Annotated in this window: 21 protein-coding genes; 6 read left to right on the top strand and 15 right to left on the bottom strand. The window is 74.0% G+C overall.

All coding sequences use genetic code 11. From position 1 onward, the window contains the following. Positions 1-87: 87 nt before the first annotated feature. From OG559_RS14100 to OG559_RS14080, 5 genes are all read right to left on the bottom strand, one after another. Positions 88-1,497 (bottom strand): class II fumarate hydratase, encoded by a 1,410-nt coding sequence (locus OG559_RS14100; RefSeq protein WP_350881497.1) that lies wholly within the window; start codon positions 1,495-1,497, stop codon positions 88-90. Positions 1,498-1,532: 35 nt separating this feature from the next. Next, positions 1,533-4,514 (bottom strand): BTAD domain-containing putative transcriptional regulator, encoded by a 2,982-nt coding sequence (locus tag OG559_RS14095; RefSeq protein ID WP_405115836.1) that lies wholly within the window; start codon positions 4,512-4,514, stop codon positions 1,533-1,535. A 409-nt stretch (positions 4,515-4,923) separates the two neighbouring features. Then, a complete protein-coding gene (locus tag OG559_RS14090; protein WP_396670552.1) occupies positions 4,924-6,588 on the bottom strand; it encodes a fumarate hydratase in 1,665 nt (554 codons plus the stop codon). 80 nt (positions 6,589-6,668) lie between these two features. Continuing rightward, complete coding sequence (locus OG559_RS14085) at positions 6,669-8,129, bottom strand: PQQ-binding-like beta-propeller repeat protein (protein WP_405115834.1); 1,461 nt, start codon at positions 8,127-8,129, stop codon at positions 6,669-6,671. 109 nt (positions 8,130-8,238) lie between these two features. Continuing rightward, on the bottom strand, positions 8,239-8,742 hold the full coding sequence (locus tag OG559_RS14080; protein WP_405115832.1) for an Lrp/AsnC family transcriptional regulator: 504 nt from the start codon (positions 8,740-8,742) through the stop codon (positions 8,239-8,241). A gap of 139 nt (positions 8,743-8,881) precedes the next feature. Here OG559_RS14080 and hppD point away from each other — a divergent pair, with 139 nt between their 5' ends. The 4 genes from hppD to hisC are packed head-to-tail and all read left to right on the top strand — an operon-like array spanning position 8,882 to position 13,065. Further along, positions 8,882-10,087, top strand: coding sequence for a 4-hydroxyphenylpyruvate dioxygenase (gene hppD, locus OG559_RS14075; protein ID WP_405115830.1), 1,206 nt, complete (start codon positions 8,882-8,884; stop codon positions 10,085-10,087). Between the two features lie 22 nt (positions 10,088-10,109). Next, positions 10,110-10,904: an RDD family protein gene (locus tag OG559_RS14070; RefSeq protein WP_405115828.1), complete on the top strand. Its 795-nt coding sequence runs from the start codon at positions 10,110-10,112 to the stop codon at positions 10,902-10,904. After that, positions 10,901-11,965: an RDD family protein gene (locus OG559_RS14065; protein ID WP_405115826.1), complete on the top strand. Its 1,065-nt coding sequence runs from the start codon at positions 10,901-10,903 to the stop codon at positions 11,963-11,965. Before OG559_RS14070 ends, OG559_RS14065 begins: the two co-directional genes overlap by 4 nt. Further along, complete coding sequence (hisC, locus tag OG559_RS14060; protein WP_405115824.1) at positions 11,962-13,065, top strand: histidinol-phosphate transaminase; 1,104 nt, start codon at positions 11,962-11,964, stop codon at positions 13,063-13,065. Before OG559_RS14065 ends, hisC begins: the two co-directional genes overlap by 4 nt. Positions 13,066-13,101: 36 nt before the next feature. Here hisC and OG559_RS14055 read toward each other — a convergent pair whose 3' ends face one another. From OG559_RS14055 to OG559_RS14035, 5 genes are all read right to left on the bottom strand, one after another. Then, positions 13,102-14,355, bottom strand: a complete 1,254-nt coding sequence (locus tag OG559_RS14055; protein ID WP_405115822.1) for a PQQ-binding-like beta-propeller repeat protein — start codon at positions 14,353-14,355, stop codon at positions 13,102-13,104. A 49-nt stretch (positions 14,356-14,404) separates the two neighbouring features. Continuing rightward, a complete protein-coding gene (locus OG559_RS14050; protein WP_405115820.1) occupies positions 14,405-14,887 on the bottom strand; it encodes an SRPBCC domain-containing protein in 483 nt (160 codons plus the stop codon). 123 nt (positions 14,888-15,010) lie between these two features. Beyond that, the gene (locus OG559_RS14045) at positions 15,011-15,220 is read right to left on the bottom strand and encodes a DUF397 domain-containing protein (RefSeq protein WP_405115818.1); all 210 of its coding nucleotides are present in this window, start codon (positions 15,218-15,220) and stop codon (positions 15,011-15,013) included. A gap of 199 nt (positions 15,221-15,419) precedes the next feature. Then, entirely contained in the window at positions 15,420-16,616 is a 1,197-nt protein-coding gene (gene fahA, locus OG559_RS14040) for a fumarylacetoacetase (protein ID WP_405115816.1), read from the bottom strand. Next, entirely contained in the window at positions 16,613-17,479 is an 867-nt protein-coding gene (locus tag OG559_RS14035; RefSeq protein ID WP_405115814.1) for a hypothetical protein, read from the bottom strand. The genes fahA and OG559_RS14035 overlap by 4 nt, the downstream gene beginning before the upstream one ends. Positions 17,480-17,573: 94 nt before the next feature. On the opposite strand from OG559_RS14035, the gene OG559_RS14030 reads away from it, so the two are divergent. Continuing rightward, the gene (locus OG559_RS14030; protein WP_405115813.1) at positions 17,574-18,740 is read left to right on the top strand and encodes a homogentisate 1,2-dioxygenase; all 1,167 of its coding nucleotides are present in this window, start codon (positions 17,574-17,576) and stop codon (positions 18,738-18,740) included. Positions 18,741-18,843: 103 nt separating this feature from the next. Beyond that, positions 18,844-19,788 (top strand): hypothetical protein, encoded by a 945-nt coding sequence (locus OG559_RS14025; RefSeq protein WP_405115811.1) that lies wholly within the window; start codon positions 18,844-18,846, stop codon positions 19,786-19,788. Between the two features lie 132 nt (positions 19,789-19,920). Here OG559_RS14025 and OG559_RS14020 read toward each other — a convergent pair whose 3' ends face one another. The 5 genes from OG559_RS14020 to OG559_RS14000 form a co-directional block, all read right to left on the bottom strand. Beyond that, complete coding sequence (locus tag OG559_RS14020) at positions 19,921-21,486, bottom strand: chitinase (protein WP_405115809.1); 1,566 nt, start codon at positions 21,484-21,486, stop codon at positions 19,921-19,923. 176 nt (positions 21,487-21,662) lie between these two features. Beyond that, positions 21,663-22,736, bottom strand: coding sequence for a tetratricopeptide repeat protein (locus tag OG559_RS14015; RefSeq protein ID WP_405115807.1), 1,074 nt, complete (start codon positions 22,734-22,736; stop codon positions 21,663-21,665). A 7-nt stretch (positions 22,737-22,743) separates the two neighbouring features. Continuing rightward, positions 22,744-23,226, bottom strand: coding sequence for a 2-C-methyl-D-erythritol 2,4-cyclodiphosphate synthase (gene ispF, locus OG559_RS14010; protein WP_405115805.1), 483 nt, complete (start codon positions 23,224-23,226; stop codon positions 22,744-22,746). Positions 23,227-23,242: 16 nt separating this feature from the next. Beyond that, positions 23,243-23,938 (bottom strand): 2-C-methyl-D-erythritol 4-phosphate cytidylyltransferase, encoded by a 696-nt coding sequence (ispD, locus tag OG559_RS14005; protein ID WP_405115803.1) that lies wholly within the window; start codon positions 23,936-23,938, stop codon positions 23,243-23,245. Positions 23,939-23,992: 54 nt separating this feature from the next. Next, the gene (locus OG559_RS14000; protein WP_350881453.1) at positions 23,993-24,478 is read right to left on the bottom strand and encodes a CarD family transcriptional regulator; all 486 of its coding nucleotides are present in this window, start codon (positions 24,476-24,478) and stop codon (positions 23,993-23,995) included. Positions 24,479-24,731 lie beyond the last annotated feature (253 nt).

The following is a 24,731-nucleotide window of genomic DNA, read 5'->3' as shown; positions in this document are numbered from 1 at the left end:
GCTCCGCAGCCTACGGAAGCTGTGCCGGGCCTGCGCCACGCCCTGACCCGCGCACGCCCCGGCCTGCGCCACCGCACGGCTCACCGGTCAGGGATGGGTCATCCGGAGCAGGTCGAGGGCCTCGTCGAGCTGGTCCGCGGTGAGCCTGCCGTCGGCCACGTGACCCCGGGCGATCACCACGTCCCGGATGGACATCTCCTTGGCCAGCGCTTCCTTGGCGATCGAGGCGGCCTCGTCGTACCCGAGGTGACGGTTCAGGGGGGTGACGATCGACGGCGAGCCCTCGGCGTACGCCAGGCAGACGTCGGCGTTCGCGACCAGGCCGGCCACGCAGCGGTCGGCGAGCAGGCGGCTCGACGCGGCGATCAGCCGGATCGACTCAAGCAGGTTGCGGGCCATCACCGGCAGCATGACGTTCAGCTCGAAGTCGCCCTGCGAGCCGGCGAAGCCGACCGTGGCGTCGTTGCCGACCACCTGGGCGCAGACCTGCCGGACGGCCTCGGCGACGACCGGGTTCACCTTCCCCGGCATGATCGACGAGCCGGGTTGGAGGTCCGGAATGCGCAGCTCGCGCAGGCCGGCCCGGGGGCCCGAGCCCATCCACCGGATGTCGTTGGCGATCTTGTAGAGGCCGACCGCGATGGTCCGGAGCTGCCCGGACGTCTCCACCAGCGCGTCCCGGGCGCCCTGCGCCTCGAAGTGGTTGCGCGCCTCGGTCAGCGGCAGGCCGGTGGACTCGCGCAGCTTGGCGATCACCGCCGCGGCGAAGCCGAACGGGGTGTTGATCCCGGTGCCCACGGCGGTGCCGCCGAGCGGCAGCTCGGCCAGCCGGGGCAGCGCCCCCTCCAGCCGTTCGACGCCATAGCGGACCTGGGCGGCGTACCCACCGAACTCCTGGCCCAGGGTGACCGGCGTGGCGTCCATCAGGTGGGTGCGGCCGGCCTTGACCACGGTCTCGAACTCGGCCGACTTGGCCTCCAGCGCCTCGGCGAGGTGGGTCAGCGCCGGCACCAGGTCCTCCACGACGAACTGGGTGGCGGCCAGGTGGATCGAGGACGGGAAGACGTCGTTGCTGGACTGGGACGCGTTCACGTCGTCGTTCGGGTGCACGTCCCGGCCCAGCTCCCGGCCGGCCAGGGTGGCGATCACCTCGTTGGTGTTCATGTTGGACGAGGTGCCCGAGCCGGTCTGGAACACGTCGATCGGGAACTGGTCGTCGTACCCGCCGTCGGCCACGTGCGCGGCGGCGGCGGCGATCGCGGCGGCTACGTCCGCGTCGATCACGCCCAGCTCGCCGTTCACCTGGGCAGCCGCGCCCTTGATCTGGGCCAGGGCCTTGATCTGGGCCGGCTCGATCCCCCGCCCGGAGATCGGGAAGTTCTGTACCGCGCGCTGGGTCTGCGCCCGCCACAGCGCCTCGGCGGGCACCTCCACCTCGCCCATCGAGTCGCGTTCGATCCGGTAGCCCGCTGCCTCTGGAGTCGTCACGCCCACCATCCTGCCCCGACCGCCGCCGGGCCGCAGATGATCGCTCAGTCCAACCCGGCGAGCAGCCGCTCGACCTCGTGCCGGTCCGGCGAGCCGACCTGCCGGAACAGCCCCAGGGCCCGGAGCCAGTGGGACCGGGCGGCTGCCGGGTCGACGGGCCGCAGGCAGCGGGCGATGCCGTCCAGCGCCCGGCCCTGCTCGTAGCGGACGTCGAGCCGCAGCGCGTCGCCGAGCACCCGGCGGTACAGGTCCAGCGCGCTGGCCCGGTCCCCCTGGTCGAGCAGCGCCCGGGCCAGCAGGTTGCGGGACGAGCACTGCCCGGCCCGGTCGCCCACCTCGGTCATGGCGACCAGCGCCTCCCGGTGCCGGGCCGCCGCGCCCTCGGGACGACCCGCCGCGCGCTCGATGACGCCCATCTCGTTGAGCAGCTCGCCGACGCCGTACCGGTTGCCGAGCCGGTGCTTGAGTCGCAGCGCGACGTGCAGGCGACGCACGGCCACCTCGCCGTGCCCCAGACGGGCCCGGGCCATGCCGACGTGTCCCACCGCGTTCGCCACGTCGTAGAGGGTGCCGCCGGACCGGGCCAGGGCGAGCTGCCGGCGGGAGACCGCCAGGGACTCGTCCGGCCGGCCGGCCATCAGCAGGATCGACGCCTGGTTCGTGAAGGTGGCGACGATCCCGCCGTCGTGCCTCTCGGCCCGCAGCAGCGCCAGCGCCATGTCCAGATGCGCCAGTGCCGTGGTGAGGTCGCCGGTGACCGAGAGGACCGCGGCCACGTTCTTGTGGGTGCCCGCCTGACCGATCCGGTCGCCCAGGCGTTCCCGCAACCGCAGGGCGACCTTCATCGACGCCAGCGCCTCCCGGTAGCGGCCAAGGCGGTGGTGGCCGGAGGCGAGGTAGTTGTGCATGGTGGCGATCGCGACGTCGTCGCCCAGCCGCTCGGCGGCGCGCAGCCCGGCCTCGTGCGCCTCGATCAGCTCGTCGAGGTGCCCCTCGGAGAACCAGTAGCTCCAGCAGGCCCGTGCCAACTGCCAGCAGTACCGGTCGCGGCCCTCCTGCTCGGCCAGCCGCACCAGCGCCACCAGCGTCGCCCGGTTCTCGTCCAGCCAGTCCTGGCCATCGGTCAGGCAGCAGCGGACCAAATCGGGACGCCCCACCGGCGGCAGCGCGAAGGGGGCGTTGCTGGCCGACCGGTTGACCAGGCGGGCGAGCTCCGCGCCGGTGTGCAGGTGGAAGTTGAGCAGCCGCTCCAACGCCGCCCCCCGCGCCTCGACCGCCCCCGGCTCGACCAGCCGGTGCCGGGCGTAGTCGCGGACCAGGTCGTGGAAGCGGAACCGGCCCCGCTCCGGCTCCTCGACGAGGTGCGCGTCGACCAGGTCGTCGAGCAGGTCCTGCACGTCGGACACGGGCAGGTCCGCTACCGCCGCCGCCACCCGGTTGTCGAAGAACGCCCCCGGGTGCAGCCCGAGCAGCCGGAACATCCGCTGCGCCGCCGGGCTCACCTGCGCGTACGACAGGGCGAAGGCCTGACCGACGGAGCGTTCGCCCGCGACCAGCTCGGTGAGGGCGTCGCGCCCGGCGGCCAGCCGGGCGGCGAGGTCGGCGACCCGCCAGCTCGGCCGGTGGGCGAGCCGGGCGCCCGCGAGCCGGATCGCCAGCGGGAGGTGGCCGCAACGCCGGACCACCTCGGCGGCGGCGACCGGCTCGGCGGCCACCCGGTCGACGCCCGCCACCCGGGCGAGCAGCTCAACCGCCTCGTCCGACTCCAGGACGGTCAGCGAGGAGGGCCTCCCGCCGTCCAGACCGGTCAGCCGCCGCCGGCTGGTGATCAGGGTGAGGCAGCCCCGGCCGCTGGGCAGCAGCGGCGCCACCTGCGCGGCGCTGGCCGCGTTGTCGAGCACCACCACGGCCCGCCGGCCGGCGAGTTCGCTGCGCCAGAGCGCGGCCCGCTCGTCGGCGTCGCTGGGGACACGCTCGCCGGGCACGCCGAGCTGGCGCAGCAGCCCGGCCAGCACGGTGGCCGGCGACAGCGGCTCCCGCTCGCTGTGCCCGTGCAGGTCGACGAAGAGGTGCGCGTCCGGGTAGCGGTCGCCGAGGGCGGTGGCCAGATGCACCGCGAGGGTCGTCTTGCCGCTGCCGGCCATCCCGTCGATGAGCTGGACCCGGGCGTCGTCCTCCTCGATCTCCTTGACCAGCCGGGCGATTGTCTGCTGCCGCCCGGTGAAGTCGCTGATCGCCCGGGGCAGGCCCCGCACCGGGGCGGCCGGCCCTCGACCGGAACCGGCCAACGCCAGGTCGCCGGCGAGAACCCGCTGGTGCAGCTCCTGCAACGCCGCGCCGGGCTCGATGCCCAGCTCCTCGGCGTAGAGCCGTCGGCCCTCGCGGTAGACGGCCAGGGCGTCGGCCTGCCGACCGACCGCGGAGAGGACGAGCATCGCCTGGCCGCGCAGCCGCTCCCGCAGCGGGTTGCGGTCCACCGCCTCGGTCAGCTCGTCGACGAGGTCGGCGGCGTGGCCGAGCCGCAGCTCGACGTCGACACACTCCTCCAGCGCGGCGGTCCGCTGCTCGTCGAGGACCTGGGCACGGCGTCGGACCGTGCGGCTGGTGACACCGCTCAGGGCGGCCCCGCGCCACAGCCCGAGCGCGGCCCGGAACTGGCGCTGCGCCTCCGGCAGTCGGCCGGCCGCCACAGCGGACCGGGCGGCGTCGACCCGCTCGGCGAAGAGTTCCGCGTCGAGCTCGACCGCGGCGACCCTGATGCCGTAGCCGGCCGGGTCGGTGAGGATCAGGTCGGCGGGCATTCCCAACTCGGTGAGGCGCCGGCGAAGCCGGGACACGCAGGTCTGGAGCTGCGCCCGGGCGGTGGCCGGGGGCCGGTCCTCCCACACCGCGTCGATCAGCTCCTCGGCCGGCACCACCCGGCCGGAACGCAGCAGGAGCAGGGCGAGCACGGTGCGGTCCCGGGCCGCGGTGACGGTGGCCTCGCCGCCGCCCACCCGCAGTGGTCCCAGGATCCCGAACCGCATGACCGGATGCCCCCCGCTGGCCTCGTGGAACTTCCAGCAGCGTAACCCGGCGATAACGGGCCGCCACCTGCAGGCCGATAGCGAGATGAGAGCGGATCGGCAGCGCCGGACCGCACAATCGGTCGTGGTTGTCGGCCACGGCATCCGACGGGGGCGGTGCGCCCGTCCACTCTGGTGAGCGGGCGCACCGATGTCACCGCCTGGCTTTTCCCTCTCTCGCCGACCCCACCGCAGCTCCTTCCCGGATGGCCGGAGCATCGACGCAAGTCGAAATATCTGCACGTGTCGGAGACCTTCAGCGGCACGTTCCTCGTCGGCCGGGCGACCTGACGCAGGTTGACGACGAAAGGGGCGTCGGGCTTCCGCCCGGCGCCCCTTTCGCGTGCGACGACTTCGGTGGCCCGACCGGTCAGCGGCGGCCGACGGTGAGCACGGGCTTGGTGACCTCGGCGAAGAAGTCGTTGCCCTTGTCGTCGACGACGACGAAGGCCGGGAAGTCCTCCACCTCGATCTTCCAGACCGCCTCCATGCCCAGCTCGGCGTATTCGAGCACCTCGACGTGGCGGATGCAGTCCTGGGCGAGCCGGGCGGCCGGGCCGCCGATCGAGCCGAGGTAGAAGCCCCCGTGCTGCTGGCAGGAGCGGGTCACCTGGGCGGACCGGTTGCCCTTGGCCAGCATCACCATCGAGCCCCCGGCGGCCTGGAACTTCTCGACGTACGCGTCCATCCGGCCGGCCGTGGTCGGGCCGAACGAGCCGGAGGCGTACCCCTCGGGGGTCTTGGCCGGGCCGGCGTAGTAGACCGCGTGGTCGCGCAGGTACTGCGGCATCGCCTCGCCCGCGTCCAGCCGTTCGGCGATCTTCGCGTGTGCGATGTCCCGGGCGACGACCAGCGGGCCGGTCAGCGACAGTCGGGTCTTCACCGGGTACTTGGACAGCTCGGCGCGGATGTCGTCCATCGGCCGGTTGAGGTCGACCCGGACCACCTCGGACGCGTCGAGCGTCTCGTCGGTGACGTCGGGCAGGTACCGCGCCGGGTCGGTCTCCAGGCGCTCCAGCCACACGCCGGACGGGGTGATCTTGGCAACGGCCTGCCGGTCCGCCGAGCAGGACACGGCGATCGCCACCGGGCAGGACGCGCCGTGTCGGGGCAACCGGACCACCCGCACGTCGTGGCAGAAGTACCGGCCGCCGAACTGCGCGCCGATGCCGAAGTTGCGGGTCAGCTCCAGCACCTCGGCCTCCAGCTCCAGGTCCCGAAAGCCGTGCGCGGTCATCGAGCCGGAGGTGGGCAGCGCGTCGAGGTACTTCGCCGAGGCGTACTTGGCGGTCTTGAGGGCGTACTCGCCGCTGGTGCCGCCGATGACGACGGCCAGGTGGTACGGCGGGCAGGCCGAGGTGCCGATCAGCCGCAGCTTCTCCTCCAGGAACTGCATCATCCGCGTCGGATTCAACAGCGCCTTGGTCTCCTGGTAGAGGTACGACTTGTTGGCCGAGCCGCCGCCCTTGGCCATGAACAGGAACTTGTACGCGTCCGGGTGGCCGTCCGGGTCCTCGGCGTAGATCTCCACCTGCGCCGGCAGGTTGCTGCCGGTGTTCCGCTCGTCCCACATGGTCAGCGGGGCGAGTTGGGAGTAGCGCAGGTTCAGCTTCGTGTACGCCTGGTACACGCCCCGGGAGATCGCCTCGGCGTCGCCGCCGTCGGTCAGCACGTGCCGGCCGCGTTTGCCCATCACGATGGCCGTGCCGGTGTCCTGGCACATCGGCAGCACCCCGCCGGCGGCGATGTTCGCGTTGCGCAGCAGGTCCAGCGCGACGAACCGGTCGTTCGGTGAGGCCGCCGGATCGTCGATGATCGACCGGAGCTGGGCCAGGTGCGCGGGGCGGAGGTAGTGGGCGATGTCGTGCATCGCCTCGGCGGTCAGCGCGGTCAGCGCGGCCGGCTCCACGGTCAGGAAACGGCGCCCGCCCGGCCCGTGGACGACGTCGACGCCCTCGTCGGTGACCAGGCGGTACTCGGTCTGATCGGGCCCGGTCGGCAGCAAGGGAGCGTAGGAGAACGCGGCACTGCTCATGAGCGGAAAGCCTAGGGCAGGCCGGTCGATCGGGGACACCCGACGGGTCGGTCCTGGGACGCCGCTCTCACCCGTCGCGCTCAGCCGTCCTTGTCGTCCCGTTCGGGGCAGAGTTCCCGCTTCGGCCCGCAATCGCCGGGCCCCCCGTCGGTGCCCCCGCCCGGGTCACCCGGGCCGGAGCCACCCGGGCCGGGGACGCCACCGTCGCCGGACGGCCGCGCGGGGGCCGTCCCGCCCGCGCCGAAGCGGACGTACCCGATCTCCCGGCCCTCGCCGATGACCATGCCGGCCGGGCCGATGGCCAGGGCGTTCGCCGAGGTCCGCAGCACCAACAGCTCCTTACCGGTACGCGGGTCCAGCGCGATCAGCCGGTTCGGCTTCTCCTCAGCGAGCACCGCCGCGTACGGGGTGAGCGTCCCACCGCTCCTGCCGCCGGCCGCCCGGGTCCACCGGGTCCGGTTCCCGCCCAACTCCCGGGCGACGATCGACCGCTTGTCGGCGGTACGGACCAGCGCGTACCGGTCGTCGACCGCGATCAGCTTCTCCCCCTCGCCGTTGACCTGGAGCAGCCGGCCGTCGTACCCGTCGATGACGGCCTCCCGGCCGTTCGGGGCGACGCCGATCAGCACGTTCCGCGCGCCCTGCGGGTCCTCCCGCTGGGCGCAGCCGGCGCTGTCGGCGGTGCGCAGGTTGACCCCGGTGCGCCGCCACACCTCCCGGCCGGTGGTCGGGTCGTGGGCGGTGAGGGTGAACGCGCACGCCCCGTCCTGCGAGACCGCCCGGATCCGCAGCATCCGGCCGCCGACCACCGCGAGCCGCTCGTCCCGGCCGGGCTCGACGTCCTGGAGCACCCGCCCGGTGGCGGTGTCCACGACGTGCACCCGGCCGTCGACCGGGAAGCCGAGCAGCGGGGGCACCGCCTCCGGGCCGGCCACCCCGTCGTCGACCCGGGTGGTGCTCAGCCGGCGGGTGCCGAGCAGGTCCGGGTTGTCGGCGAACAGGCCGGTGCTGACGCCGGGCAGGAACGCCGTCCACAGGGGCGCGGTGCCGCGCGGGTCCCAGGCGCTCAGCGTGCAGTCGGTCGCCTCGGTGCACCGGGCGTCGAGCAGCAGGTTCCGGTACGTCCACACGGCCACCGCGTCGTCGTCGCGGCGGCGGGTCACCCCGGTTGTCGGGTCGAGCAGCTCGTACCCCTTGACCAGGAGCTTGCCCACGGCGACGACCGGGTCGCGGTCGCCGCCGGCCACGGCGGACCAGTCGGCCTTGCGCTCCCAGAGCTGGACGCCGGTGGCGAGGCTGCGCGCCTCGACCCGGGTACGCTGCTCGACGACGACGGCGCCACCGGCGATCGTGACGCTCTTCGGGGTCCCGCCGATCCGCTGCTGCCAGACCACGTCGGGCTCGGAGATCGGCTCACTGCGGTCGACCCAGTCCCACACCCCGGGCCACGGGTTCCACACCCCGGCGGTGGCGAGGACGACCACCGTGACGAGGGCGAGCAGCAGCCAACCACGCAACCTGAGGCCGCCCACCTTCGCCACACCGGACACGGTAACGACGATCACCGCCGGGTCGAGTGCCCGCGCGCCCGTGTCGCGGTGCTTTCTGCGCGGCGGACGTGTTAAGAGGGCCCCTGCTCCACCGGGGGCGTCAAGCGGGTGCCCTTGCCTCCCGGGCCGCGGAGCGGACGAGGGGGAGCACCCGGTACGGGATCTGCTGGGCGAGCGCGATGATCGTCGACGCCCGGCGGATGCCCTCGTACGAGACGATCTGGTCGATCACCCGCTGGAGGTCGGCGTTGGACCGGGCGACGATCCGGCAGAGCAGGTCGCTGGAGCCGGTGATGGTGTGCGCCTCCAGCACCTCGGGGATCGCCGCGAGGTGCGCGGTGACCGCGTCGTGCCCGAGCCGCTGGCTGATCTCCAGGGTGACGAAGCTGGTCACCCCGAAGCCGATCGCGGCCGGGGAGACGTCCGGCCCGAAGCCGCCGATCACACCCCGGTCGACGAGCTTGTCGAGCCGGGCCTGGGCGGTGCCCCGGGCCACCCCGAGCCGCCTGGAGCACTCCAGCACCCCGATCCGGGGCTCCTCGGCGAGCAGCCCGATGAGTCGCGCGTCGAGTTCGTCGAGCTGGACATCCTGCACAGCGGTCACGGGTACAGACCATACCGAATGCGCAACCTGACCAGGGATTCGGCCAACTGTTGCCCAACCACCCGCAATCCGGCGATCCTCGCCAGACAACCCACCGACGGCGGCCCGCGAGGCCGGCCGGTACGCAAGGGAGGTCACCATGACCCAGGCGATCGACCGACCCCAGTCGACCGAGGACATCGACGTCGACGTGCTGGTCGGCGCAGTCGACCACGACATCAGCCACGACCCGTTCCCGGTCCGGGGGCTCGACCACCTGCACTTCCTGGTCGGCAACGCCAAGCAGGCCGCGCACTACTACTCGACCGCGTTCGGCATGACCTGCGTGGCGTACCGGGGGCCGGAGCAGGGCTACCGGGACCACGCCGAGTACGTGCTGACCAGCGGCTCGGCCCGGTTCGTGCTGACCGGCGCGGTGCGCCCGGACGCGACCGGCGCGGACCACGTGACGAAGCACAGCGACGGTGTCAGCGACATCGCACTTGAGGTGCCGGACGTCGACGCCGCGTACGCGCACGCCACCGCGCAGGGCGCGACCGGCCTGATCGAGCCGCACGACGTCTCCGACGAGCACGGCACCGTGCGGATGGCGGCCATCGCCGCGTACGGCGACACCCGGCATACCCTGGTCGACCGGTCCCGGTACACCGGCCCGTTCCTGCCCGGCTTCGTGGCCCGGGGCCCGATCGTGGACCGGCAGCCGATGATCGACGCCGGTCTCCAGCCGAAGCGCTTCTTCCAGGCCGTCGACCACGTGGTCGGCAACGTGGAGCTGGGCCGGATGGACGAGTGGGTGGAGTTCTACAAGCGGGTGATGGGCTTCTCCAACATGGCGGAGTTCATCGGCGACGATATCGCCACCGACTACTCGGCCCTGATGAGCAAGGTCGTCGCGAACGGCACCCGGAAGGTGAAGTTCCCGCTCAACGAGCCGGCCGTGGCCCGCAAGAAGTCGCAGATCGACGAGTACCTGGAGTTCTACCAGGGGCCCGGCGCCCAGCACATCGCCGTGGCCACCAACGACATCCTGGGCAGCGTCGACGCGATGCGCGCGGCCGGCGTCGAGTTCCTGGACACCCCGGACTCGTACTACGAGGACCCGGAGCTGCGCGCCCGGATCGGCAACGTGCGGGTGCCGATCGAGGAGCTGAAGGCCCGCAAGATCCTGGTCGACCGGGACGAGGACGGCTACCTGCTCCAGATCTTCACCAAGCCGGTGCAGGACCGCCCGACGGTCTTCTTCGAGCTGATCGAGCGGCACGGCTCGCTGGGCTTCGGCAAGGGCAACTTCAAGGCCCTGTTCGAGGCCATCGAGCGGGAGCAGGAGAAGCGGGGCAACCTGTAGCCCACCTGCGACACTGTCCAGCGTGACCCAGCCTCCGACGTACCCGACGCCACCGGCCGGTGGGCAGCCGCCCGCCGCCGGTGGCGTCGCGCCGCCCCCCGCCCCGGCCCCGCAGGGGTACGCCGTCCCGGCGCAGCTCCGCCCCGCCGGCTACGCCCCGCCGGGCGCCTCCGCCGGCCCGCCGCCGTCGCCCGGCTGGACCGGCCCGCCCGGGTACGCCCCACCGCCTGGGTACGGCCCACCGCCCGGCTGGGCCCCGCCGCCGCGTCCCGGGTTCGCGCCGGTGCCGGTCAGCCCTGGCGGGCAGCCGCTGGCCAGCTTCGGCGACCGCCTGCTGGCCTTCCTGATCGACAGCGCCGTGGCCAGCCTGGTCGCCATGGTGCTGTTCCTGCCGGTCTTTCTGTTCGTCTGGTTCAGGATGTTCAACGATCTCACCCGGACCGCCCCGGACGGCACGCTCATCGAGCCCGACCCGAGCGCCGTCATCACCGACTTCATGCTGCCGCTGCTCCTGGCCGAGCTGGGGCTCTTCGTCCTGATGCTCGGGCTCTACTGGCTCTACCACGTCGAGTACCTGCGCCGGACCGGCCAGACGCTGGGCAAGAAGGTGATGAAGATCCGGGTCGTCCCGCTCGACCCGAACCAGACGCTGGACCGTGGTACGGCCGGCCGGCGGTACCTGGTGCAGTTCGTCGGGGCCATGTTCGTGCCCGGGCTCAGCTACGTCGACGGGCTCTGGCAGCTGTGGGACAAGCCCTGGCAGCAGTGCCTCCACGACAAGTTCGCCCGGACGGTCGTCGTTAAGGTTGCTCCGTGAGCGTGCAACCAGGCTGGTACGTCGACCCCGCCGACCGCGAGACCAGGCGGTACTGGGACGGTGGGGGCTGGATCGGTGCGCCGATCCCGGTCGACGCCACCCCGCCGGAGGGCCCACCCCCGGTCGAGCCCCCGCCCCCGGCCAGCCCCGCCACGCCGCCCGGCCAGCAGCCCGCGCCGCACGGCCAGCAGCCCACCCCGCCGGGCCAGCAGGCCACACCGCCCGGGCAGCAGGCCACGCCCCCGGTGCAGCAGCCCGGGTCACCCGGCGCCCCGGGGCCGTCCGGGCCCGGCCCGTTCCCCGGCTGGCCGGGACCCGGCCCGCAGCAGGGACCGGTCGGCGGCCCGCAGCAGGGCCCGGGACACGGGCACGGCCCGCCACCCGGGTACGGGCACCCGCAGGGGCCGCCGCCCGGCTGGCCGTACCCGAACTGGCCCGGGCGCCCGCCCGTGCCCCGCCCGCACGGGCTGCCGCTGGCCTCCTTCGGCGCCCGGCTGATCGCCCGGCTGATCGACTTCGGCGTCGTGTTCCTGCTCAACGCGGTCGTCAACGGCTGGTTCGTCTACCGGTACGTCGAGGAGATCACCCCGTACTTCCGGGAGGTGCTGCGCCGGGCCATGGCCGGCGACTCGTCCACCGAGGGGCTGCCCCAGCCGGGCGAGCAGGCCGGCGGGCTCCAGGTCGCCATCCTGCTGATCGCCACCGCGCTCTGGTTCGCCTACGAGGTGCCGACGATGGCCGGCAACGGGCAGACCCTCGGCAAGCGGATGATGGGCGTGCGGGCCGTGCCGGTCGAGGCCGACCAGCCGCTCGGCTTCGGCCGGGCGCTGCGCCGGTGGAGCACGCTGGGCCTGCCCACCCTGCTCTGGTACTGCTGCGGCTTCGGCCTGCTGCTCCAGCTCGTCGACGCGCTGTCGCCGCTGTTCGACCATCCGCTGCGCCAGGCTCTGCACGACAAGCGCGCGCAGACCGTGGTGGTCCAACTCCCCCGCGTCCCCGGTGCCGGCAGTGGCCCCGCCGCCCCGAAAGACCCCGCCAACCCTCCGGGAGACACCCCATGACCGACACCGGACGCCACCAGCCGCCGCTGCGACTGACCCGCGCCGACCTCGACGCGCTGCCGAACTACGTGCCCGGCCGCAGCCCCGCCGACCTGGCCCGCGAGCTGGGCCTGGCCGAGGCGATCAAGCTGGCCAGCAACGAGGTGCCGTACGGGCCGCTGCCCGGCGTGGTGGAGGCGGTCGCCGAGGCGGTCGCCGGCTCGCACCGGTACCCGGACATGGGCGTGGTGGCGCTCCGCGCGGCGCTCGCCGAGCGGTACGGGGTGGACGCCGATCGGATCGCCACCGGCTGCGGATCGGTGGCGCTGGCCGAGCACCTGGTCCGGGCCACCTGCCTGCCCGGCGACGAGCTGCTGTACTCGTGGCGCTCGTTCGAGGCGTACCCGATCATCGCGGCGACCAGCGGCGCGACCAGCGTGCGGGTGCCCAACGACGCCGGGCACAGGCACGACCTGACGGCGATGGCCGCGGCGGTGACCGACCGGACCCGGATGGTGCTGGTCTGCAACCCGAACAACCCGACCGGCACGGCGGCGCGCGGGCCGGAGCTGGACCGGTTCCTCGACTCGGTCGGCGACGACGTGCTGGTCGTCATCGACGAGGCGTACCGGGAGTTCGTCACCGACCCCGAGGTGCCGGACGGCCTGACCTACCTGGACCGGCCGAACGTGGTGGTGCTGCGCACCCTGTCGAAGGCGTGGGGGCTGGCGGGCCTGCGGATCGGCTTCCTCGTCGCCGCCCCCGAGGTGGCCGCCGCCGTGCGAAAGGTGGTCACCCCGTTCTCCACGAGCATGGCCGCCCAGGCCGGTGCGCTCGCCGCGCTGGCCCAGGCCGAAGAGGTCCAGCGACGATGCGCGCTGGTCGTAGCCGAGCGCGACCGGGTCACCGAGGCGCTGCGCACGTTCGTCCCGGACGTGCCGTCGAGCCAGGCGAACTTCGTCTGGCTGCCGTTGGGCGACCGGGCGGTGGAGTTCGGCCGGGCCTGCGAGGTGCGCGGGGTGATCGTCCGGCCGTTCCCGGGCGACGGCGTCCGGGTCACCATCGGCACCCCGGCGGAGAACGACGCCTTCCTCGCGGCGGCCGAGTCCGCCCTGTCGTGACGGCAGGGGCCGGGCGGTGTCCGTTGTGTGGCTCGCTCAGGTGGCGGCGAGCACCACCGGCTCGGAGTTGAGGAAGTAGCGCTGGTCGTCGGCGTCCGGGTCGGCCGGCTCGCGGAGCCGCTCCATCGCGACGTAGCCGCTTCCCGCGTACGCCAGACCCGGCACCCAGCCGATGCCGTCCCGGCCCACGTCCAGCGGGAAGCGGGAGCGCTCCGCGCCCGAGCTCGGGTCCAGGGTGACCAGGTCGTTCGCCTCGGTGAGCAGGTGCACCCGGCCGGGCTGGGCGGCGATGATCCGGGCCGGCCCCAGGTCGGCCCGACGCCACAGTTCCTCGCCGGTCCGGGCGGCCCGCCCGCTCACCGCCCCGTCGGCCGCCGCGACGACCCGCTCGCCGTCCAGCTCGGACCCCGCCAGGTCCAGGGCCGGGGCGGCCACCGGCGGACCCGAGCCGACCAGCCAGCCGCGTCCCGCCCCGTCGGCCGGGCCGGTGGTCCGCAGGCCCCGGCACCGGGAGCGGTGGCTCACGCACCCGACCGGGGTGACGGCCAGCTCGGCGGTCGCTCCCGGGGGCGCCCAGCGGGTGGTCTGCGCCCCGGTGACCACGTCGCGGAACTCCACGGTTGCCGGCCCGGCGCAGCGGTCCACGGCGACGAACTGCCCAGCCGCCGTGGTGGCCACGTCGGCACGGCACCCGCCGTCCACGTCCGCCGACCAGAGCTGCCGGCCGTCGGCGAGCGCGATGCCGCGCACCCCGTCCGCCCCGGAGACCACCAGCACCGGCCGGCCGTCTGCGGCCCGGGCGAGGAAGAGCCCCGGCGGGTCCCAGACCGCCCCGGCCCCGGTGCGGCGGGCGGTCCAGCCCTCGGCGGGCGCGGGGCCGTCGGCCTCCCAGGCCACCCGGCCGGTACGCGCGTCCAGCGCCACCAGCTTTCCGTCCGACCACCGGCTGACCACGGTGGTCCCCTCCGCCACCACCCCGCTGACCTCGGCCGGCCAGCGCCGGTACGACCAGTACGGGGTGACCCGGTACCGGCTGTCGGCCGGCTGGTCGGCGTACACCTGACGGGTGGCGGCGTAGACGCGGAGCCGGCCGTCCACGATCAGCGGGGCCACCGGCAACCGGCCCACCACCCCGACCGCGGGGGTGACCGCCGCCGGGTAGTCGGCCCGGGCGGGCGTGTCGACCTCGGCGGGAGCGAGCACCCGGTGCACGACCACCGCGACCGCCCCGGCACCGACCAGCGCCGCGACTGCCATCGCGACCCGCCGCCGCCCCCTCGCGAACACCATGCCGCACCTCCGCCCGGCACCCTACCCAGGAGGGCCGCCGTCGCCCCGGTCAGGCCGCCTCCGCGGCAGCCGCCGGGTCGACAGCGCGGGCGAGGTCGGCGAGGTCCCGGCGGAAGGCGCCCTCGACCGCGCGGGCGGCCAGGCCGCCGAAGAGCAGGGCCAGGACGCGACCGTACGGGGCGGTGGACACCGCCTCCTGGCGCACGGTGACGGCGGTGCAGGACCGGCGGCGGCGCCGCACGGTATGCAGCGTCCAGGTGGTCCGGTAACTCACGCCGATGCCGAGCGAGGTGAGCACCAGCCGGCGGGGCGGCACGGCCTCCAGCACCACGAACTCCTCGGCCTGTCCGCCGCCGTCCGGCCGGGTGCGGGTCTCCCGCCAGGCCGTGCCCGGGGCGAGCTGGCCCGGGGTGAGCAGCTCGACCTGGCCGACCGTGCAGAGCCAGTCCGCGCGGGCCGGCAGGTCGACCAGGAGCCGCCACAGGTCGACGGCGGGTGCCTGGATGAACTGGGTGACCGTGACCGTCGACATGACACCTCCCGTGTCCTCCACGGTACGGTGCGTGAGCGCGCGGCGGGGCCCCAGCGGCGGGAATTCCGCCGCTGGGGGCCGTCCCGGGGCGAGGCGGGACCGGGCCTCCTCCCGGGGTGTTGATCAGGCCCGGAACCGCCCGACCCGGATGGCGTCGACGAAGGCGGTCCAGCCCGGCGGGCTCACTGCCAGCGCCGGCCCGGCCGGGTTCTTCGAGTCGCGTATCGCGACCACGCCGGCGGTGTCGACCAGGTTGTCCGCCACCTCCACACACAGTCCCTGGTCGTTGGAACGGCTGCTGGTGCGCCAGACGGCGCCCGCGAGATCGGTCATGCTCTTTACCTTCTGTCCGCTGAGACGTCCACGACAGCCGGCGCCGCTGCGCTGCGCCGCCGGCCGGGGCCGCCGCGACGGACGGTCCCGACGCTAAACGCGGCTACGCCGAACCCCGATCGCACAGCGGGTGCGATCGGGGTTCGGTGGTGCGTCGAAGCCGCGTTCCGGTGGCGCGGCGGGCCGGCTCGGCCCCCGGTCAGCGGGCCGGGTGGACGGTCCCGGTGACCTCGCCGAGGGCGACGGTGGTGCCGTCCGGGCCGGGCGCGGTGGCGGTGAGGGTGACGGTGTCGCCGTCCTCCAGGAAGGTCCGGGTCTCGCCACCGACCTTGACCGGCTCGGCACCGCCCCAGGTCAGCTCCAGGAACGAGCCGACCTGCCCCCGCTCGGGACCGGACACGGTGCCGGAGGCGTACAGGTCGCCGGTGCGCAGGGACGCGCCGTTGACGGTGAGGTGGGCCAACTGCTGGGCGGGGGTCCAGTACATGGTGGCGAACGGCGGCTCGCTGACCCGCTCGCCGTTCCACTCCACCGCCAGCCGCAGGTCCAGCCCGACGTGCGGCACGTCGCACAGGTATTCCGCCACCGGCGGGTCCTGGTCCGGCGCGGGCACGAACGCGTCGGCCAGCGCGTCCAGCGGGGTCACCCAGGCCGACACGGAGGTGGCGAAGGACTTGCCGAGGAACGGGCCGAGCGGCTGGTACTCCCATGCCTGGATGTCCCGGGCGGACCAGTCGTTGACCAGCACCACCCCGAAGACGTGGTCGGCGAAGTCGGCCACCGCGACCCGGTCACCGAGCACGCTCGGCACGCCGACGACGAAGCCGACCTCGGCCTCGATGTCGAGGCGTACGGACGGGCCGCAGACCGGGCCCTGCGGGGTGGCCCGCTGCCCGGTGGGGCGGACGATCGGCGTGCCGGAGACCACCACGGTGCCGGCCCGACCGTGGTATCCGATCGGCAGGTGCTTCCAGTTCGGCAGCAGGGGCGGCTGGCCGGGGCGGAAGATCTGCCCGACGTTCCCGGCGTGATGCTCGGAGGAGTAGAAGTCGACGTAGTCGGCCACCTCGAACGGCAGCAGCAGCTCGACCTCGGCGAGCGGGACGAGCAGCGGTTCCACCGCCGCCCGGTGGGCCTCGTCGGTGAGCAGCTCGGTGACCCGCTGCCGCACGGCCGTCCACTGCGGACGGCCCAGCGCCAGGAACGCGTTGAGGGAGGGCCGGCCCAACGCGCCGGCGGCCAGCACCAGCCCGGCCGCCTCGGCGCCGGCCAGGTCGAGCACGAAGTTCCCGATGCGTACGCCGATCCGCGGATCGTCCCCGCCCCACCGGAACACCCCGTACGGCAGGTTGCGCACCCCGTACGCCGAGCCTTCGGCCTCCGTCACCCAGGTCATCCGTCGTACCCCCCGTTCACCAGCCCCAGCCGGATCAGATCGGTCAGTGGTTCCTCGATGCTGCACGAGCCGAAGCCCACCCACAGCGGCCGATCGCCGTCCCGCCCGGTGCGGGCCCGCTCGACCAGCGGCACCGGGTCGGTCGCGGCGAGCAGGACGGCCACCTCGGCCACCTCGGCCCCGTCGGCGGCGGCGAGGGTCGCGGCGAGCACGTTGCCGAAGCCGTGGTGGGTGAAGCCGGTCTCCTGGTCACGGTTGCGGACGGCGTGGTGCAGCCCGGCGGTCAGCTTGAACGGCAGCTCCCGGTCCCGGCAGGCGCAGATGACGGCGGCCAGCTCGACCGGGGTCGGGAACAGCTCGGCGGCCAGCCCGCCGGTGCGGAACTTGGCCGCGACCGGCACCCCGTCGGCGCGGGCGGCGGCGACCGTGTCCAGCGCCCCCATCAGCCCGAAGGTCAGCGGGATCTCGGCGTAGACGTCGATGCCGTCCCACCGCCCGGTCAGCTTCAGCAGCTCGGTCAGGCCGGGCTGCGGGTCCTCGCCGCGCCGGGCGACCGCCACCTCGATCTGGCGGGCGGTGACGCCGGCCGGGGCCAGGAACGACAGCGCGGCGGGCAGCCCTTCGACGCCGGTGTCGCCGATCAGCCCGACGACGAGGCCCTCGGCGGGGTCGACCAGCGGGGTCAGCTCGCCGGCGACGACGGCCGAGGCGGGGACTAGCAGCGGGCCGACCAGGCCGGCGTACCAGGAGTCGCGGTGGCGGCGGTGGGCGGCGACCGCGTCGGGCAGCGTCGCACTGCCGGGCGGGAAGACGGCGGCGTCGTCGACGAGTCCGGCGAAGAGGCGGGGCACCTGCGTTGACACGACACAAGAACTTACGGGACGCTACAAGGAACGGACAACAGCGTCCGATTATCGGACGCCAACGGCCGGTGAACGGGACGAATCGGGAGGCGACATGCCGTACTACCGCAGCGTCGGCGAGGTGCCCCGGAAGCGGCACACCCAGTTCCGGCAGCCCGACGGCACCCTCTACGCGGAGGAACTGGTGGGCCAGGAGGGCTTCTCCTCCGACTCGTCCCTGCTCTACCACCGGTACGCCCCGACCGCGATCGTCGCCGCCGAGGAGTACACCCCGCAGGCCGTCACCCGCGCGCCGAACCTGCCGCTCAAGCCCCGCCACCTGCGCACCCACAAGCTCGATGGGACCGGGGCCGACCCGGTGCTCGGCCGGCGGTACCTGCTCGCCAACGACGACGTCCGGATCGCGTACGTGCTCGCCGACCGGCCCTCCCCGCTGTTCCGCGACGCCACCGGCGACCACTGCCTGTACGTCGAGTCCGGCGCACTGCGGGTGGAATCGCCGTTCGGCGTACTGGACGCGGTCGCCGGTGACTACGTCGTCATCCCCACCTCGACCATCCACCGCCTCGTGCCGGCCGGCGACCAACCCGTCCGGCTGCTGGCCGTCGAGGCCACCGGGCACATCGGCCCGCCCAAGCGCTACCTGTCGGTGCGGGGCCAGTTCCTGGAGCACTCGCCGTACTGCGAGCGGGACGTCCGGGGGCCGGACGCCCCGCTGCAGGTGGACGGCGAGGACGTGGAGGTGCTGGTCCGGCACCGGCGCGGGTGGACCCGGTACGTCTACGCCAACCACCCGTTCGACGTGGTCGGCTGGGACGGGCACCTCTACCCGTGGGCGTTCTCCATCCACGACTTCGAGCCGATCACCGGCCGGATCCACCAGCCGCCGCCCGTGCACCAGACGTTCCAGGGCCCGAACTTCGTGATCTGCTCCTTCGTGCCGCGCAAGGTCGACTACCACCCCGACGCCATCCCGGTCCCGTACAACCACCACAACGTCGACTCCGACGAGATGCTCTTCTACACCGGCGGCAACTACGAGGCCCGGCGCGGCTCCGGCATCGAACAGGGCTCGATCTCGCTGCACCCGTCCGGCTTCACCCACGGCCCCCAGCCGGGGGCCGCCGAGCGGTCGATCGGCGCCGACTTCTTCGACGAGTTGGCCGTCATGGTCGACACGTTCCGCCCCCTCGACATGTGCGACGCCGCGACCGAGTGCGAGGACCCGGGCTACGCCTGGACCTGGGCGCGCCGCGGCTAGGGCCTGACGACCGCGGTCCCGTCCACCCGGCGGGGCGGCCCACCGAGGCGCGGTCGGCGTAAGTCGGTGGACCGGCCCGGCCGGCGTCGGCCATCCTGGCCGGATGAGCGATGACGGCATGTCGGACGCCGAGCGGAGGGTGTGGGCGGCGCTGCCCGCCGGCGTACGCGAAGGGCTGGACGCCCTGCCGGCCCCGGACCTGACCACGCTCCTGCTCTCCCTGGCCCGGACGCGCGCCGCGCGGGTGCGGCCGGCTGAGGTGCTGCGCCGCTGGCGGGAGGACCGTTTCGTACGCCCGGCCGACTGCGACCCGCGCGCGACGGCCGCCGTGCAGACGTTGCTGTGGGACCTGCTGCCCACGGAGGTGGCGGGCGTCGAGCTGTCCCCCGTCGTGCCGCTGGGCACCTGCGCGGCGGTCACGCCGGGCAGCCAGAACCGGATCGTCACGGCGACCCGCCCGGTCGAGGTCGTCAGCGACCCCACCAACGCGCTGGCGGTCGAGGCCGCCGACCGGCGGCTTCGCGGAAGCGGGCCGGGCGAGGTGCACCTCGCCGCCGGCCACCGGGTGCTGCGGGCGCAGCGGTCCGGCGCGGGGATGCAGGCGCACTTCCGCCTCTTCGCCCTGGTGTCCAGCGCCCGCGACACCGGCTCGGGCCACACCGAGGCCCGGCTGCTGACGCTGCATCTCGGCTACTGGCAGCGGGTCCTCGCGCGCCTGGTCCCGTCCGCCGCGCCGCGGCTGCGGTTCACCGTCCTCGACTCCCCCGTGGTGCGGGAGCGCGTCGCCGACACGGTCCGGCCCACCCTCGCGGCCGGCGGAGTGCCGCTCGTGGAGGAGCCCGACCGCACCCGCGGACGGGGCTACTACGTCGACGCCGCCCTGCGGATCACCGCGCGGCAGGGCGGCGAGACCGTCGAGCTCGGTGACGGCGGGTTCACCACCTGGACGGCCCAGCTCACCAGCGACGCCAAGGAGCGCTGCCTGACCTCCTGCGTGTCGGTCGACGGCCTCGCCGCCCTCGCCGCCAAGAGCCGCCCTGCGGCCTGACGGCCCGAGCCGAGGCGGCCGGCACGCCCGGCTCGCGCTCACCGGTCGCGAGGGGCCGGCTGTCGCCTCCGCCGGCCGCCACCTGGGGGCGGCGGCCGGCGACGGGTCAGGACATCCTCTTCGGGCTCCGGGTCAGGGCAGCGCCTTGAGGAACGGGCCGTGGCTGAGCCGGAACTCCCAGGAGTAGTACCGGTCCCAGTTGATCGACCAGGTCATCAGGCCCCGGAAGGCGGGGTTGGTCCCGCTGCGCGGGGCGTAGGCGCCGCAGTTCTGGCCCTTGACCAGGCAGGTCACCGCCTGTTGCACGCCTGCGGGGGCGAGGTACCCGTTGCCCGCGCTGGTCGAGGAGGGTGCGCCGAAGGCCACCTGGTCCTCGCGCAGGGCGGGGAAGACGGCGTTGGCGTTCCCGGCCACCGGGAACCCGGTGAGCAGCATGTCGGTCATCGCGATGTGAAAGTCGGCGCTGCCCATGGTGTGGTACTGGTTGTCCAGCCCGACGATGGGGCCGGAGTTGTAGTCCTGCACGTGCAGGACGGTGAGGTCGTCGCGCAGCGCGTGGATCACCGGCAGGTACGACCCGGCCCGGGGGTCCTGTCCGCCCCACGGGCCCGACCCGTAGAACTGGTAGCCGAGCTGCACGAAGAACGTCTCCGGGGCCATGGTGAGCACGAAGCCCGCCCCGTAGCGCTGCTTGAGGGTGCGGATCGCCGAGATCAGGTTGACCACGACCGGCGTGGTGGGGTTACGGAAGTCGGTGTCCCCGGTGTTGAGGTAGAGGGAGTGGCCCTCGAAGTCGACGTCCAGGCCGTTGAGGCCGTACCGGTCGATGATCGCGGAGACCGACCGGACGAAGGTGTCGCGGGCGGCGGTGGTGGTGAGCTGCACCTGCCCGTTCTGGCCGCCGATCGAGAGCAGCACCTTCTTGCCCTGCTGCTGCTTGGCCCGGATCGCCGCGGTGAACTCCGCCTCGGTCTCCACGCCGGGGCACTCGGTGACGGGGCAGAGCTGGAAGCGGATGTCGCCGGAGGTGACCGAGGTGGGTTCGCCGAAGGCGAGGTTGATGACGTCCCAGTCGGCGGGCACGTCGGCCATTCGCAGATAGCCCGCGCCGTTGCCGAAGCTGGCGTGCAGGTAGCCGATCAGCGCGTGCTTGGGCAGCCCACCGACCGGCGGTGGGGTGGTCGGCGGTGGGGTGGTCGGGGGCGGAGTGGTCGGGGGTGGGGTGGTCGGGGGTGGGGTGGTCGGGGGTGGGGTGGTCGGGGGTGGGGTCGTGGTGGGCGGGGAGGTGGGTATGCCGCCGCCGCACGGTGCCCCGTTGAGGGTGCAGTCGGTGGGGGAGCCCGCGCCGGTGGCCAGGAAGCCGAACGACACCGAGGCACCGGGGGCGACGGTGCCGTTCCAGGACCGGTTCGTGAAGGTGTGTCGCTGGCCGGCGCTGCTCACCGTGGCGTCCCAGTACGAGCCGAGCGTCGTGCCGGTCGGCAGCGTGAAGGCGACCTGCCATCCGGTGACGGTGCCCGGGCCGCCGTTGGTGATGGTGAAGCGGCCCTCCCAGCCGGTACCCCAGTCGGAGGTCTTGGTGAAGGCGGCCGTGGGGCCGGCGGCCTGGGCCGGGGTGGCGAGGGTCAGGGTCGCTGCGGCGGCGGTGGCGAGGGCCGCCAGGACGGCCAGGAGCGGTGTTCGGGGACTGCGCTGCATCCGGTCCTCCCGGTAGGGATCGCCCCGCCGGAGGCGTATCGACGGGTGGCTAATTATTAGGTTTGTTAACTGTAAATGTCCAGAGCTGGTCCGCAACAAAGGCCCGATCGTCGGCCCTGCGCCGGATCCGCGCGGACGGGCGTCGAAGAGGCCGGCCCCGGCCGCCGGCCACGACCTCAGCGCACGGTACGGGAGAACACGGCCAACTCGGCCACGGCGGTGACGGCGATCGTCAGCACCAGCGGCCAGGGCGTGCCGACCACCGCGTAGAGCACGAGCAGCACCGGCGCGGCGGCCACCCCGTACACGGCCAGGGCCAGCGACCGATCCGAGCGCAGCAGGCCCGGCAGCACGGTACGGGTCAGCCCCGGCACCCGCGCCGCGAGCAGCCAGCCCACCAACGCCCCGCTCAGCGCCACCAGCACCGCGAGGAAGCGGGACGGGCCGGCCGCGCCGGCCGCCGCGATCGCCACCAGGACGGTGCCCACGAGCGACCAGCCCGCCCCGTACAGCACCAGGCGGCGCAGCTCATCGGTGGCGCCCCGACGCGGGTCGACTCCGTCCTGATGCGGGTCGGCCTCGCCCCGACGCGGGTCGGCTCCGCTCCGGGTCGGGTCGGACGGCGCTGGGATGAACGGGACGGTCTCGGCCAGCTCCGCCAGCGCCTCGGCGTACCGGCGCCGTTCCAGCCGGACGATGCCCGGCTCGTCGCCGGCCCCGGCCAGCTCCGGGTCGAGCCGCAGCGCCTCCCGGTACGCCCGCTCGGCCAGGTCGTAGAGCCGCAGGCGGCCGGCGACCAGGGCAAGGACGAGGTGCCCCTGTGGCTCCTCCGGGGCCAACTCCACGCCCCGCCAGGCCGCGTTGAGGGCCGCCTGCCCGCCGCGCGAGCCGGACAGGATCGCGGCGGCGCTGCGCTGGGCGTACGCGTCGGCGGGGCCGACGGTGAGGAGCCGGTCGGCAATGCTCGCCGACTCGGCGTACTCGTCCAGGTCGGCCAGCGCCAGCCCACGCACCACCAGCGGGCCGACCGCGTCCGGGGCGACGGCCAGGGCGGCGTCGGCGGCGGCGCGCGCCTCGGCGGGCCGCCCGGCGGCGAGGTGCACGCGCCCGAGGGTGGTCAGCGCGCCGGCGTTCGCCGGCTCCAGGGCCAACGCGAAGCCGACCTCGCCGGCCGCCTCGTCGTAGCGCCCGAGGTCCGCCAGAAGCTGGGCGCGCTGGAGATACCCCTCGGCGGTGGCGTCGCTGGACATCGCGGGCCTAGGCGGCAGGGGCCTGGTGGACCAGGGCGACCGCGATCCCGGTCAAACCCTCGCCGCGCCCGGTGAAGCCCAGCCCGTCGGTGGTGGCGGCGGAGACGGTGACGGGGGCGCCGACCGCCTCGGACAGCACCGCCTCGGCCTCGGCCCGGCGCGGCCCGATCTTCGGGCGGTTGCCGATCACCTGCACCGACACGTTGCCGATCTGGAAGCCGGCCGCCCGGACCCGGCGGGCGCTCTCGGTCAGCAGCGCCACCCCCGACGCGCCCGCCCACTCCGGCTCGGCCACCCCGAAGTTCGACCCGAGGTCGCCCAGCCCGGCGGCGGACAGCAGCGCGTTGCAGGCCGCGTGCGCGGCCACGTCGGCGTCGGAGTGACCGGCCAGGCCGTCCTGGTCGGGCCAGTGCAGGCCGGCCACCCAGCAGGGTCGGCCGGCCGCGAAGGCGTGCACGTCGGTGCCGATGGCCACCCGAGGAACGATCATGCACCGAGGGTACGCGTCACGCGCCCACGGCCAGTAGGTGCTCGGCGAGCGCCAGGTCGAACGGGCGGGTGACCTTGAACGCGTACTCGGAGCCGGGGACGCACACCACCGGGATGCCCTGCTTCTCCACGAGGCCGGCGTCGTCGGTGAGCGGGTCGCCGGCCGCCGCGTGGGCGGCGGCCAGCACCGACCGGCGGAACCCCTGTGGCGTCTGCACGGCCCGCAGGGCGGACCGGTCCACGGTGCCGAGGACCACCTCGCCGGCACCGACCTCCTTGATCGTGTCGACCACGGGGAGGACGGGGATCACCGCGTCGTGCCCGGAGCGGACCGCCCCGGCCACCGACTCGACCAGATCGGGCGGGGTCAGGGCACGGGCCGCGTCGTGCACCAGCACGATCCCCGGGCCGGCGGGGACGGCCGCGAGCGCGGCGGCCACCGACGCCTGCCGTTCCGCCCCGCCGGGGACGACCAGCACCGGGGCGACCGGGGCGAGGAGCCGCCGGACCGCCCCGACCTCCCCGGCCGGTGCGGCCACCACGATGGTGTGCACGGAGCCGGCGGCGGCGATCCGGCGGACCGCGTGCACGAGCAGCGGCTCCCCGGCGAGCAGTCGCAGGGCCTTGGGGACGCCCGGGCCGAGCCGTACGCCGGCACCGGCCGCAGGCACGAGGACCGCGACGTCACCGCGCGGATTGAGCTGCGCGGTCACGTCGCGGTCCTCGGGTTTCTCTGCTGCGGGGTGGGTACGACGATGCTGTGCGGACTAGCCCTCGGTCAGCACCTTGTCGAGCAACGTCTCCGCCCCGTCCTTGGTGCTCTTCTCGGCCAGCGCGACCTCGCCGACGAGAATGTCGCGGGCCTTGGCGAGCATGCGCTTCTCGCCCGCGGACAGGCCCCGCTCCCGCTCCCGACGCCACAGGTCGCGGACGACCTCGGCCACCTTCAGCGGGTTGCCGGAGGCCAGCTTCTCCAGATTCGCCTTGTAACGCCGCGACCAGTTGGTCGGCTCCTCGGTGTGCGGAGCCCGGAGAACGTCGAAGACCTTGCCGAGGCCCTCTTCGCCGACCACCTCACGCACGCCCACGATCTCGGCGTTCTCAGCGGGCACCCGGACCGTCAGGTCACCCTGCGCGACCCGCAGGACGAGGTACTCCCTGGGCTCGCCCTTGATGACCCGAGTCTCGATTGCCTCGATGAGTGCGGCCCCGTGGTGGGGGTAAACAACGGTCTCGCCGACACTGAAAACCATAGGTTCGAAACCCCTTTCGCTGTGTCTAGGGTAACACGCTCAGGCACCGATGTCCCACCGCTGTCCTGACCGTTGGCGCAGCTCAGGGGCCCTGTGAGAGGTCTTTCTTCAGCTTGACAGGCGGCCAAACCGATGGTCTGAACACGCTCCGTAACCGATAGGTGACCCCCCGGTGGAGGGTTGGCGGAGCGTGGATTTGTGGGCGATGCGCTCTTTCCATGGTAGCCCGGCCGCACCAGCCCCGCTCAGATGT

This window comes from Micromonospora sp. NBC_01405, from assembly GCF_045040155.1.
In the GTDB taxonomy this organism is placed as follows: Bacteria; Actinomycetota; Actinomycetes; order Mycobacteriales; family Micromonosporaceae; genus Micromonospora.
This window is presented reverse-complemented; position numbering and strand designations above follow the sequence as displayed.